At 41.2% G+C, this 13,294-nt stretch carries 15 protein-coding genes and 1 riboswitch; all 15 genes read right to left on the bottom strand.

Going from position 1 to position 13,294, the window contains the following annotated elements; all coding sequences use genetic code 11:
- Positions 1-30: 30 nt before the first annotated feature.
- A riboswitch (Lysine riboswitch) is annotated at positions 31-220 on the bottom strand.
- Positions 221-305: 85 nt separating this feature from the next.
- The 15 genes from yunB to ACXAEO_RS21525 all read right to left on the bottom strand — a co-directional run bounded on the left by yunB (position 306) and on the right by ACXAEO_RS21525 (position 13,247).
- The gene (yunB, locus tag ACXAEO_RS21595; RefSeq protein WP_474884955.1) at positions 306-1,064 is read right to left on the bottom strand and encodes a sporulation protein YunB; all 759 of its coding nucleotides are present in this window, start codon (positions 1,062-1,064) and stop codon (positions 306-308) included.
- A gap of 94 nt (positions 1,065-1,158) precedes the next feature.
- A complete protein-coding gene (locus ACXAEO_RS21590) occupies positions 1,159-2,262 on the bottom strand; it encodes an HD-GYP domain-containing protein (RefSeq protein WP_474884953.1) in 1,104 nt (367 codons plus the stop codon).
- A gap of 150 nt (positions 2,263-2,412) precedes the next feature.
- Positions 2,413-2,715, bottom strand: coding sequence for a YunC family protein (locus ACXAEO_RS21585; protein ID WP_474885131.1), 303 nt, complete (start codon positions 2,713-2,715; stop codon positions 2,413-2,415).
- A gap of 63 nt (positions 2,716-2,778) precedes the next feature.
- On the bottom strand, positions 2,779-3,600 hold the full coding sequence (locus ACXAEO_RS21580) for a sulfite exporter TauE/SafE family protein (RefSeq protein WP_474885129.1): 822 nt from the start codon (positions 3,598-3,600) through the stop codon (positions 2,779-2,781).
- Between the two features lie 7 nt (positions 3,601-3,607).
- Positions 3,608-3,778, bottom strand: coding sequence for a hypothetical protein (locus ACXAEO_RS21575; RefSeq protein ID WP_474884949.1), 171 nt, complete (start codon positions 3,776-3,778; stop codon positions 3,608-3,610).
- Between the two features lie 16 nt (positions 3,779-3,794).
- Entirely contained in the window at positions 3,795-4,649 is an 855-nt protein-coding gene (locus ACXAEO_RS21570; RefSeq protein ID WP_474884947.1) for a DUF72 domain-containing protein, read from the bottom strand.
- A 111-nt stretch (positions 4,650-4,760) separates the two neighbouring features.
- The gene (sufB, locus tag ACXAEO_RS21565; RefSeq protein WP_474884945.1) at positions 4,761-6,158 is read right to left on the bottom strand and encodes a Fe-S cluster assembly protein SufB; all 1,398 of its coding nucleotides are present in this window, start codon (positions 6,156-6,158) and stop codon (positions 4,761-4,763) included.
- Between the two features lie 34 nt (positions 6,159-6,192).
- Entirely contained in the window at positions 6,193-6,639 is a 447-nt protein-coding gene (gene sufU / locus ACXAEO_RS21560) for a Fe-S cluster assembly sulfur transfer protein SufU (RefSeq protein ID WP_474884942.1), read from the bottom strand.
- Positions 6,629-7,849 carry a cysteine desulfurase gene (locus ACXAEO_RS21555; RefSeq protein WP_474884940.1) on the bottom strand — a complete coding sequence of 407 codons (1,221 nt, stop codon included), beginning with the start codon at positions 7,847-7,849 and terminating at the stop codon, positions 6,629-6,631. The genes sufU and ACXAEO_RS21555 overlap by 11 nt, the downstream gene beginning before the upstream one ends.
- The gene (sufD, locus tag ACXAEO_RS21550) at positions 7,849-9,150 is read right to left on the bottom strand and encodes a Fe-S cluster assembly protein SufD (protein ID WP_474884938.1); all 1,302 of its coding nucleotides are present in this window, start codon (positions 9,148-9,150) and stop codon (positions 7,849-7,851) included. The genes ACXAEO_RS21555 and sufD overlap by 1 nt, the downstream gene beginning before the upstream one ends.
- 17 nt (positions 9,151-9,167) lie before the next feature.
- Positions 9,168-9,953 (bottom strand): Fe-S cluster assembly ATPase SufC, encoded by a 786-nt coding sequence (gene sufC, locus ACXAEO_RS21545; RefSeq protein WP_474884936.1) that lies wholly within the window; start codon positions 9,951-9,953, stop codon positions 9,168-9,170.
- Positions 9,954-10,211: 258 nt separating this feature from the next.
- Positions 10,212-10,577 (bottom strand): carboxymuconolactone decarboxylase family protein, encoded by a 366-nt coding sequence (locus ACXAEO_RS21540; protein WP_474884934.1) that lies wholly within the window; start codon positions 10,575-10,577, stop codon positions 10,212-10,214.
- Positions 10,578-10,709: 132 nt separating this feature from the next.
- Positions 10,710-11,543, bottom strand: a complete 834-nt coding sequence (locus ACXAEO_RS21535) for a MetQ/NlpA family ABC transporter substrate-binding protein (RefSeq protein WP_474884932.1) — start codon at positions 11,541-11,543, stop codon at positions 10,710-10,712.
- Positions 11,544-11,560: 17 nt separating this feature from the next.
- Positions 11,561-12,229: a methionine ABC transporter permease gene (locus ACXAEO_RS21530; protein WP_474884931.1), complete on the bottom strand. Its 669-nt coding sequence runs from the start codon at positions 12,227-12,229 to the stop codon at positions 11,561-11,563.
- Complete coding sequence (locus ACXAEO_RS21525; protein WP_474884929.1) at positions 12,222-13,247, bottom strand: methionine ABC transporter ATP-binding protein; 1,026 nt, start codon at positions 13,245-13,247, stop codon at positions 12,222-12,224. Before ACXAEO_RS21525 ends, ACXAEO_RS21530 begins: the two co-directional genes overlap by 8 nt.
- Positions 13,248-13,294 lie beyond the last annotated feature (47 nt).

Below are 13,294 nucleotides of genomic sequence, written 5' to 3'. Positions count from 1 at the left end.
TACTCTTTGTAATGTATGTTATCCTCCATCACGATCAGTAGCCCTCCATTATGAAATACAAACGGTGTATTCATAATGACAGTGTTGCCCTTGTTCAAGGCAACCCCAGTACAAGAAGCTTGACTTCTCCTTATACTTCGGCGAAAAAACCTTTTCGTTATGGTCTTCGTTGTCATCCTCACATAACGTACTAATCTTTTTCGCATCCTCTACCTCATCGATCTGATAAGGTGATGTATTCTATTTTCCCTTAATAATTATAAGCATTACTTTATACCCTTGCAAGCATTTTTTATACAATGGCATTAATTGGCCGGGACCTCTATCGACGGGGACGCATCTCCGCCGTTATTATAGAAATTCGGCACTTGCCCTTGAATGACACGCATTGCTACCGGAATGTTTGTCTTGACAGTCGCTACACGAGTCGCAAAAGGAATGATAACTTGTACATTTACCTCTACTTCAATAAACACTTTAATTAGGGCATTATTAATACCAAATGGTTCAATGACTTCTTTCGCATCTGATCGAACATCCCCAATAGCATTGAATTTAACCGGAATAAGCGGACCTAAGTTCCCTAGCAAAGCATTATTTGTGGCTTGCCCTAATGGAATTTGATAGACAATTCCTTGCTGACGCAATTTCTCATCTGTCTCAATTTCAATATCAGTAGGAATTTCAAGCATTGCCAAATTTCCTTTCTCTGCTTCCTTCAAGTTCGCTTGAACAAGATGAGTCGTTTGAGCCAGCACACGATTCACAATAGCCGTATTAATATCAATGGTTGCAATCTGTCCTTTATCATCGGTTTCAATTCTAATCAATTCATTGGCATCTAATTCTTCCGCTACCTTTTTATTAATCGCTTTACTAATTACTAAGCTCGCAATTCGTTTTGTTTGCGTTTCCGCATAGCTCATTAAGGTTGGCTCAATCCCCTTGTTAATCATAAAAATGCCAGCAGCAGTGGATAACATGAAAAACACAAAGGTCAGTAAAAAGACGTACCGGAAAGGCAACGGGCCTTTTCGGGGCCTTTTTATTCGAATCCGGCGCAAAAAAATCCCTCCTTACAAGCTATATGTATGCTTGAACAAGGAGGGGTACGCATTTTTCTATGTAATTTTCTCTCAATCCTTCATCCCGGAGCCGTTACACGAAATCTTGAATCATGGTATCACATGCTACAATGACAACATCCAGTTCCTTCATCAAATCAATTTCATATGCTTGTTCGAGAACTTCATTGTCAGAATGCTCCAAAATCATGATGTAAGGACGGTCACTCATCTTTTGATTTTGCCTGCTCACGACACCTTTTCGTCCATCGTTTAATACGACACCTAGCCCTACTGGATAAACAGCCACCGCTTTCCGAAAGCTCTCTACCATACTTTTATCAAACAACGTTCCGGCGCCTCCGTAAAGAATCTCCAATCCTTCATGAGGGAGCATCGCTTTTCGGTACACTCGATGTGATGTTACCGCATCATACACATCAGCAATGGCCAATATTTTTCCGAACAAGTGAATATCGTCGCCCTTCAATTTTCGCGGATAGCCAGAACCATCTAGCCGTTCATGATGCTGATAAGCACAGTGGGCAGCAAGTAGCGATAACGAGGATACTTTACGCAGTAGTTCAAATCCATATTCTGAATGCTTCTTCACTTCTTCAAATTCTTCATTGGTCAACTTGCCATCTTTATTCAAAATATCCGTTGGGACAAGCACCTTCCCGATATCATGAAGCAAGGCTCCCACACCTAATGTTTGAAGATTTTGTTCCGAAAGCTTTAATTCCATCCCTAACGCTAAAGCATATAAAGTTACATTAACAGAGTGAGAATATAAATAATCATCGTATATATAAATATCCGTCAGCAAGTTGAGCACGTCGTCACTTTCTTTTAATTCATAAATGAACTTGCCAACTAAACCGACAACATTCTTCATGGTCTTTTCTAAAAGAAGAGGACGTGTCTTTTCACTTTCGTTCACAATCCCCTTGAAAGAAGATTCGACAAAGGAACGAGCTTCTTTTCGTAACTTTTCTGAAATGGAATGAGTAACTTGAATATCACCAAGACGTCCGTCTTCTATGTAAACATATGAAATGCCTAGAGATTGTAACTTTTCAATCATTCGCTCCGTTAACGGAATTCCTTTATTAATTAAAACAAATCCTCGTTCATTGTAAACAGGTTTGGTTAAACAAACACCTGCATGCAACGAATTTACTGAAACAAGTCTCATAAGCGCTCCCTACTACTCTTTTTTCAATTATTGCTCTTATTGTAACATAAATCCATCACTTCATCATGATGGATTTTTGACACCGATTTGGAATCTAAAAAAGAAAATACATTAAAAAATGAATGGGAACGTATTGCTCCCATTCATTTTTTAACACATTTTCAACAACGCTTCTTTTCCTTTCATGCCAGCAAAAATACCAAGCTCCTCCGCTTGCACAGTTACAGATTCGAGCGGGGCTTCTAATAATTGCTCAATGGTTCGGACTCCAACTGCCCGCCCTGCTACAATGCCACGGTCTTGAAGTTTAGTGTTTAACAGACCAACATCAAGAGCTCCACACATAATATAGCCTTTCTCGTTTGAAATTGTTAAAAGCGTCGTTTTCGGCAGTAAGACTGTTACCGCTGTAAACGTATGCTGATCAATTACAATCGGTTCCAACGTAACCATCATCTTCAACTCCTTTCCTTTAATCAACTTATGAAGTTTCAGGAAAAAAAGTGAAGAAGCCTGTTAAAATATCCCTTGATAAATAAGCCTAAAACCAATGACAACAAGAATGACGCGCAGTACATTCACAACAGTTTTACTTTGCAGCTTTGTATTAATCACTGCCCCCATTCTTCCTCCAACCCAAGCTCCTGGAACTAACAACAGGGCCAACTCCCAATCAACATTTCCCATGCTAATATGAGTGATGGAACTTAAGATAGAAGAAAGAAAAATCATGAACATGGAGGTGGCGACCGCCACATGTGGAGGAAAGGCAAATAACAGCATCATCGCGGGAACCATAAGTGATCCTCCACCTATTCCAAACAAGCCCGAAAACAATCCCACTATAAAAGCAATTCCCCATGCTGTTACTGGATGAAATCCATATGTATGGACATGTCCGTCACGATCATGATACGTGCGAGTAATGGAAAAACCACCTTGATGTTTCCGAGGAGGAATTTTGTCTTTAATCATTAAAACAAACGACGTCAAAATGATGAACAATCCGAAATAAATTGAGAAGGAGTCCATGTTTAACGACTTATTGGCAATGGCGCCTACAATCCCGCCTGGTCCACTTCCAAGGAAAAACAGCCATGCACTTTTATAGTCGACTGTTTTATGCTTCATATAGGTTAGCGTGGAAGCTAAACCGGTAAAAATAATGACAAGTAGTGACGTTCCGACGGCTGTTTGCGGTGTAATCCCTTGCAACCAAACGGTGTATGTACTAAAGAACAACAAGGCTGGTACGACAATAATTCCGCCTCCAAGCCCTACTAAACTCCCAAGTGTTCCTCCCGCCAAACCAATGAGTAATAAAATAAATGCCTGTATCATCGGCTTACCTGTATGACATGGAGCTGAAAATGATGTACGTCAAAAAGACGCCAAGCAAAAACACCACTAGGGAGCCGCCTAATAAAATCTTACTTTTTCGCTTAAATCCTGCAAGCAATAACAATAATCCAACGAAGAAACAACTTAAAATTAAAAAAGAAAATCCAACTTCCATCTCTCTCACCCTGCCTTTACATATCTTCAAACAACCCCAATTGTTTCGGAGCCAACCCTTCATATTGAATATCTAGCAAATCCAGCAGCTGCCTCGCATTATCGGCAGCGTCGCCTCCAGAATTGTTATTGAACAAAATGTACACATCTTTCGTTTGTTCTTTTAAGGTCTCAATCCGTTCTTTCCATTCTTGCAGCTCTTGTTCGTTATAACGATATAAAAAACGAACAGCTCGCCAATTTCCAGCAGGAGGTTTGTTCCAACCGTGTACATTCCGTCCATGAAATCGAATTAAGGTTTTTTCCTGATTGGTTGCTTGCAACACAATTGGCACAGAACCCTCCCCCGCTTGAGGTTCGTCACAAATTCCGTGAATCCAGTTTTCTTTCTCCATGAAAGACAATGTTTTATCGTAAAAAGCAGGTTCAAACCACGTTCGATTGCGGAATTCAAGCGCCACTGGAAAATCTCTGAGCTGTTCACGGCTGTATCGCAAATACTCGACATGTTCACGACGACAGTCAAACCATGGTGGCGTCTGAAACAGTACCATCCCTAGTTTTCCTGCTTTTATATATGGAATGAGCGACTGGCGGAACGCTTCAAACATCTCTTCTTTCGTTGAAAAAGGAATGTCATCCCGTTTATGTCCCGTCATTCCTTGATAGGCTTTCACAACGAACTGAAATGAATCCGGTGTCTCATTCACCCATTTTTGTGCATTGGATTGAGGCTGAATAGCATAAAAAGATGAATCCAATTCTACGATGGGAAAATGACCAGCGTAGACGGACAGTTTGTCCCGCCCGGAAACACCTGCGCTATATAAAGAATCATGATCGCCCCATCCCGTTAAGCCGACATAAATCATAGCTACCTCCCTAGTCATCATACCATATCGATTTCTTTCTCTCATATACAAACTTACCTCAAACTATAGCCAAAAAAAATATCCCTCTCCTAAAAAGGAGGGGGATATTTTTTAGCCGATGGAACCTTCCATTTCGAACTTGATTAGACGGTTCATTTCAACAGCATACTCCATTGGGAGTTCTTTCGTGAATGGCTCGATGAAGCCCATAACAATCATTTCTGTCGCTTCTTGTTCAGAAATTCCGCGGCTCATTAAATAGAAAAGCTGCTCTTCTGAAACCTTCGAAACTTTCGCCTCATGCTCAAGGGAAATGTTGTCATTTAAGATTTCATTGTACGGAATTGTATCCGAAGTGGATTGGTTATCCATGATTAACGTATCACACTCAATGTTTGCACGAGCGCCATCTGCTTTGCGTCCAAAGTGAACAATTCCGCGATACGTTACTTTTCCGCCTTGTTTCGAAATTGATTTCGATACAATTGTGGAAGATGTATTTGGAGCTAAATGAATCATTTTCGCTCCCGCATCTTGGTGTTGCCCTTTTCCAGCTAAAGCGATAGATAAAGTCATACCACGTGCGCCTTCACCTTTTAAGATAACGGCAGGGTATTTCATCGTCAATTTAGAACCGATGTTGCCATCAATCCATTCCATTGTTGCATTTTGCTCACAAACTGCACGCTTGGTTACAAGGTTATACACGTTGTTCGCCCAGTTTTGAATCGTTGTGTAACGGCAGTATGCATCTTTTTTAATGATGATTTCTACAACCGCACTATGAAGAGAGTTCGTTGTATAAACAGGCGCTGTACAGCCTTCTACATAGTGAACATGTGCCCCTTCGTCTACGATAATTAATGTACGCTCAAATTGTCCCATGTTCTCGGAGTTGATGCGGAAGTACGCTTGTAAAGGCGTTTCCACTTTTATTCCTTTTGGAACGTAAATGAACGATCCTCCAGACCAAACAGCTGAGTTTAACGCAGCAAACTTGTTATCTGTCGGTGGAATTACTTTCGCCCAGTGCTCACGGAAAATGTCTTCATTTTCCTTTAAAGCAGAATCTGTATCTTTAAACACAATACCTTGTGCTTCTAAGTCTTCCTGCATGTTGTGATATACAACCTCGGACTCATATTGAGCGGAAACACCCGCTAAATATTTTTGTTCCGCTTCAGGAATTCCTAATTTATCAAACGTTGCTTTAATTTCATCTGGAACTTCATCCCATGAACGCTCTGATTTTTCCGATGGTTTTACATAATACGTAATTTCATCGAAATTTAAGCTGTTTAAGTCTCCACCCCATTGTGGCATCGGCATGCTGTAGAATAAATCTAATGATTTCAAACGGAAATCCAGCATCCATTGGGGCTCTTCTTTCATTTTTGAAATTTCTTCTACGATTTCTCTTGTTAATCCGCGCTTTGAGCGGAAAATGGACACATCTTTGTCCGCGAAGCCGTATTTATAATCACCGATTTCCGGCATTTTTTTTGCCATATTATATTACCCCCTATTTGATAGGTTTGGGATTTTACTCCGTCTCAGATTGATTTCTCAAACCTTTTTCCATCGCTTTCCATGCTAAGGTTGCACATTTGATGCGGGCAGGAAATTTAGAAACACCTTGTAGAGCTTCCATGTCGCCTAAATCAAGGCTATCATCATAATCCTTTCCTTGCATCATATCAGAAAAGATAGTCGAAAGCGCCATTGCATGTTCAATGGACTGACCTTTAATAGACTGTGTCATCATGGACGCTGAAGACATGGAAATCGAACAGCCTTCACCTTCAAACTTCGCGTCCACAACCTTGCCTTCTTCAACCTTTAAAGAAAGCTGGATGCGGTCACCGCAAGTTGGATTATTCATATTAATCGTCACCGTGTCTTCAGAAAGGACACCACGGTTGCGCGGATTTTTATAGTGGTCCATGATAACCTGACGATACAGCTGATCAAGGTTGTTATTAAAAGACATTGGTAAAATACTCCTTTGTTTTAATTAATGCCGAAACAAGCTTATCAACCTCTTCTTCTGTATTATACAGATAGAAGCTCGCGCGGGCTGTCGCACTTACTTCTAAATACCTCATAAGCGGTTGAGCGCAATGATGCCCCGCTCGTACTGCAATACCTTCCATATCCAATACCGTCGCGACATCGTGAGGGTGAACATCTTCAATGTTGAACGTTACCACTCCAGCACGCTCTTTCGGACCATAAATTGTAATGCCCTCTATTTCCGACATACGTTCCATTGCATATTGAGCGAGCTTATGCTCGTGAGCTTCTACATGTTCCATGCCGACCTCTTCTAAGAAATCAATCGCCGCTCCAAGCCCAATCGCTCCTGCAATAATCGGAGTACCTGCTTCAAACTTCCATGGAAGCTCTTTCCACGTAGAATCTTGCAAGTTCACAAAGTCAATCATTTCGCCCCCGAACTCGAAAGGCTCCATGTTTTCAAGCAATGCTTTCTTGCCATATAATACTCCAATACCTGTCGGTGCACACATTTTGTGACCAGAAAACGCAAAGAAATCACAATCAAGATCTTGTACATCAATCTTCATATGCGGTGTACTCTGCGCTCCGTCCACAACCATGATTGCCCCGTGTTCGTGAGCAATTTTCGCAATTTCTTTAATCGGGTTAATCGTCCCCAGAACATTGGAAACGTGCATAACAGATACGATTTTGGTATTGGAGGTAATCGTCTTTTTAACGTCCTCTAAATCGAGGCGTCCATCTTCGGTCAACGGAATATACTTCAACACAGCACCTGTCGCTTTGGCTGCTTGCTGCCATGGAATAATGTTTGCATGATGTTCCATGTAAGTGATGACAATCTCATCGCCAGCCTTCAAGTTTTGGCGTGCATAGCTTGAAGCCACTCCGTTTAAAGCAGTGGTTGCACCACGAGTGAAAATAATTTCTTCCGTCGATTTAGCATTGATAAACTTACGGACCTTTTCACGGGCACCTTCGTAACCGTCTGTTGCTTTTGTACCAAGGGTGTGAACTCCTCGGTGTACGTTCGAGTTATACCCGCGATAATATTGATTCAACGCTTCAATAACCGAAATCGGTTTTTGTGAAGTTGCCGCGCTGTCCAAATAGACAAGCGGATGTCCGTTGACATCTTGGTGAAGAATCGGGAAAAGTTCGCGAATATCTCGAGCATTCATTAGCGTACTTTCCTTTCGATAACTTCCACTAATTGCTTTTGGACCGCTTCAATTGGCAATTCGTTTACAACTGGTGCCAAGAATCCGTGAATAACAAGTCTTTCCGCCTCTTTTTGCGGAACTCCGCGGCTCATTAAGTAATAAAGCTGAATAGGATCTACACGTCCGACAGAAGCTGCATGACCCGCTGTTACATCATCTTCATCAATTAATAAGATTGGGTTCGCATCTCCACGTGCTTTTTCACTTAACATCAACACGCGGGATTCTTGCTCTGCGTTCGATTTTGAAGCGCCGTGCTCAATTTTGCCGATTCCATTAAAGATGGAGCTCGCATTATCTTTCACAACACCATGTTTTAAAATGTAGCCTTCTGAGTTTTTCCCATAGTGGACAACACTTGTTGTAAAGTTTTGAGATTGTTCGCCACGACCCACTGTTACTGTTTTGGTGTCGCCGTAAGAGCCATCTCCCATTAAATAAGTGATGTTTTCAGAAACCGTGTTTCCTTCGTTCATCAAACCAAGCGCCCACTCGATACGTGCATCGCGACCTGCTACTCCGCGGCGGTTCACATATGTCGTTGTTTCTTTCCCTAAATAATCTACTGCTCCGAATGTCACTTTCGCATTTGCATTGGCAAACACTTCTGTCACGATGTTGATGATTCCTTGCTCCGTTGTCGATACATAGTTTTCTACGTATGTGACTGAGCTGTTGTCATCTGCTACGACAATGACATGATTAAATAACGCTGCTTCATTGTTTTCATGGGCAAAAATAGCTTGTAGCGGTTCTTTTACTTCTACATTTTTTGGTACGTATACAAATACGCCTCCATTCATGTAGGCAGCATGAAGCGCGCTTAAACGGTGCTCATCTACTTTTACGCCATCTTTCATGAAATATTTTTGCAATAAGTCACCGTGCTCTTTAGCAGCTGTACGGATGTCTGTAAAAATAACACCTTGTTCTTTTAATTCGTCAGCAAGAACAATGTATGCTGCTGTTTGGTCACGCTGTACATATAAATTTTTCACATCATCTTGATTAATCAGTTCTTTTACTTCATTTGGCAGTTCATCAATTGATGAAACAACCGCTGTATTCGCCATATGGCTGTTAAATGATGTAAAGTTCCACTTTGTAATGTTCGTCTTATCCGGTTTCGGGAGCGGAAGTTGTTCCGCTTTTGCCAGAGCATGCAAGCGAAGGTCGAGAAGCCAGCTCGGTTCCCCAGCTTCTTTCGAATAGCTGCTGACATACTCTTGATCGAATGGTAATTTCGTCTCGATAGTCATGTTAATCCTCCTAACGCTTACGCTTCTTGCCCAACAGTTTCGTCTTCAATCCCTAGCTCTTCTTTAACCCAGTCATACCCTTCTGCTTCTAAGCGTTGCGCTAATTCAGGGCCGCCTGATTTTACAATACGTCCTTGCATCATAATATGAACACGATCAGGTGTAATGTAGTTTAATAGACGTTGATAGTGAGTGATGATAAGACAGCCGAAGTCTTCTCCGCGCATTTCGTTAACACCTTTTGATACAACTTTTAATGCATCGATATCTAATCCTGAATCAATCTCATCCAAGATTGCAATCTTCGGTTGAAGCATCATTAATTGAAGAATTTCATTACGCTTCTTTTCTCCACCTGAGAACCCTTCGTTTAAATAGCGTTGTGCCATATCCGGGTCCATTTCTAAAAAGTCCATGCTTTTATCTAATTGGCGGATAAATTTCATTAACGAAATTTCATCGCCTTCTTCACGACGTGCATTTACTGCAGAGCGCAAGAAGTCCGCATTCGTTACACCGCTGATTTCACTTGGATATTGCATCGCAAGAAATAGACCTGCACGTGCGCGCTCGTCTACTTCCATTTCAAGCACATCTTCTCCGTCCAGTAATACGCTTCCTTGTGTTACTTCATATTTAGGGTGACCCATAATTGCCGAAGATAACGTAGATTTACCTGTACCGTTCGGTCCCATAATTGCATGGATTTCTCCACCTTTAATTTCTAAATTAACACCTTTTAAAATCTCTTTTCCATCAATTGAAGCATGAAGATCTTTAATTGTTAAAGTTGAACCAGCCATGATAAAACCTCCAATAATATGACGTATATCTAGGATTGTACCTCTTACATCATTATTTTAATCCATTCTCATTTTATTCTCATTACAATCTTATAACAAGTGAAAAGTTATCGCAACCTTTTAACCCTATCTAGATAGTGAAAATCATCTTATTTTTACTCGTGATGGGTCTATGGCCACTATGTATGAAGGGTGATTGAAAACGGGCTGAAATCTTTGTCCGTTCCCAATCACCCTTCCCAACTGCACAAGCGGTTATTAATGAGTTTGCTGATTTAGTTCTTGAATACATTCCTGTACGAGCGTGACTGCTTGACTCATAGCAGCACCACCGCCAAAAGCAGCGGCAACGCCACACGCTTCTAAAATTTGCTGTTCAGAAGCACCTTGATCTAAACATCCTTTTGTATGATAAATCATACAATACTCATCTTGAGCGACTAGGCTAATGCCGAGAGCGATGAGCTGCTTGTCTTGTTTAGATAAGGCACCTTCTTCAAAGCACGCCTCTGTAAACGTGTTGAAAGCATGCGCTACTTTCGGAAGCTTTTCGGTAAACTGGCCAATCCCCGTTTTATAATTCAACAAAGCATTTTCAGTCGAAGTACGTCCTTCATGCATCATTAACGTCAACTCCCATCTCATGATTTCATCAACGTTAGTAGTATGCTTAAAGTTAAAGAATGTATGCTCTGAAAAGACAAGCGGGGACTAAAAAGACGGACAGGCCGTTCCCTTTAGTCCCCTTGTATTTCATTATTGTGCAGCTGGGATCACTGCGCCTTGATACTTCTCGTTAATGAAATCTTGAATTTCTTTTGATTGAAGAACTTCCACTAACGCTTGAATCTCCTCGCGGTTTTCATCACCATTACGAACAACAACTAAGTTAGATGGAACAACGTCGCTTCCCTCAAACGCGATGCCATCTTCTTTAATGTTTACTTTCCCTTCGATAGCATAGTTTGTATTGATTGCCACCGCATCACCTTCACCATTTTCGAAAGACGTCGCTAAAAGCTTTGCTTCAATTAAAGTAGAGAAATCAAGGTTTTTCGGGTTTTCAACAATGTCTTCGATGCGTGCGTTTTGACCCACACCTTCTTTAAGTTTAATGACACCCGCTTTTTCAAAGATTGGCAAAATACGGCCATGGTCGCTGAACGAGTTACTCATAATAATTTTTGCACCTTCAGGAAGGTCGTTTAAATCTTTATATTCTTTAGAATAAATGCCGATTGGTTCTTTATGAACTTCCCCTACACTTACAAAATCATAACCTTTTTGTTCCATTTCAAGTTCTAAATAACCTGGTGTTTGGAAGTAGTTTGCATCAAGTTCTTTTTCTTTTAACGTCACGTTTGGTAATACATAGTCTTGGAACACTTGAACTTTAAGGTCAATTCCTTTTTCAGCAAGCAATGGCTTTGCTTCTTCTAATACTTCAGCATGTGGAATTGCAGAAGCTCCTACTACTAATTTTTTGTTGCCACCTTCTGTTGCTGTGCTTTCTTCTTTTTCTGCTCCGCCACAAGCGGCTAAAACGACAAGCAATACAGCAGCCATCATGAAACCAAGTAATTTTTTCATGTTTAGTTCCTCCTAAGTTATCTTTTATCAAGCTTTTTAGTGAAATAATCTCCAATAAATTGGATGATAAATACAATGATTAAAATAGCGACAGTTGCCACAAATGTTAAGAATGGACTGCCTCCTTGGAACCCTTCTAAATAAGCAAAGTTGCCTAAGCCGCCCGCTCCGATGACACCAGCCATTGCTGTATAGCTGACCAAGGCAATCGCCGTCACGGTAATACCTGAAATTAACGCCGGCAGAGATTCCGGAATGAGTACTTTAAAGATGATTTGTCCATTGGACGCTCCCATCGAATGAGATGCTTCAATAACACCTTTATCTATTTCTCTTAAAGCAATCTCAACCATTCGAGCATAAAATGGGGCAGCTCCAATAATTAGCGCAGGCAATGCAGCGTTGGCCCCTAGAATGGTTCCAACCAACAGCTTCGTCACTGGAATTAACAGGACAATTAAAATGATAAAGGGAATGGAGCGGAACACGTTCACAAATGTTCCAATGACTGTATTAACTGCACGGTTCTCCCACATGTTCCCTTTTGCTGTTAAAAATAATAACAACCCAAGTAATAACCCTAACACGAAAGTAGCGGCAACTGAAAGAAAAGTCATATAGATGGTTTCCTGAGTGGCATCCATTAGTTTATCCCATTTCAGTAGCTCAAACCATTGACTATTCATTTTCAATCACCTCGACTTCCACTCTGTTTTCTCTTACAAAGGCAATCGCATTTTCAATCACATTTGCCTCTCCAAGTAATTGCACAAACAAGGTTCCGTATGATCCTTTTTGCGTTTGTGAAATTTTCCCTTGCAAAATGTTTATATTCAAATCAAAATTGCGAATCAAGTTCGTAATAAGCGGCTGTTCCGCTGATTCACCCACAAATGTTAACTGAATAATCTTTCCGTCCGGATGTTGGCTGACAAGATGCTCAATGGTCTCTCTTGTTTGTTCCGGCTCTGTCACTTGTTTGACGAATCTTTTCGTAATTGGCTGTTTTGGATTTCGGAATACTTCCAATACTTCCCCTTGCTCTACGACTTGTCCGCTCTCCATGACCGCCACACGATGACAAATTTTACGGATGACATGCATCTCATGCGTAATTAAAACAATTGTTAGCCCAAGTTGTTCATTAATGTCCACAAGCAAGTCCAAAATGGCATCCGTCGTTTGCGGATCAAGGGCAGAAGTTGCCTCATCACAAAGTAATACCTTAGGATTATTAGCTAATGCGCGAGCGATGCCGACACGTTGCTTTTGTCCTCCGCTCAGCTGAGACGGATACGCATCCTCCCGGCCTTCTAATCCAACCAATTTGATGAGTTCATCTACTCGTCTCATCCGTTCGCTTTTCGGAACACCTGTAATCTCAAGAGGAAACGCGATGTTTTCCCTTACTGTACGCGACCATAGCAGATTGAAATGCTGGAAAATCATACTGATTTCCTGCCGAGCTTTACGGAGCTTTTCTCCTTTAATTCGACCAATGTCATTTCCTGCTACTTCAACCGTTCCTTCTGTCGGTGTTTCAAGACCGTTCAGCAGCCGGATCAAAGAGCTTTTCCCTGCTCCGCTATATCCGATAATCCCAAAGATTTCCCCAGATTTGATTTCTAAATTAACGTTATCTACCGCTGTCACATTCCCGTGTTTCGCGCGATAGATTTTTTTGACACCTGTTAATGTAATCATGCCTTCTCACCTTCTTTTGAGCCTTATTCTTTGTTGATCCGCTTCTA

The organism is Bacillus sp. ABA4_010, from assembly GCF_056159105.1.
This window is presented reverse-complemented; position numbering and strand designations above follow the sequence as displayed.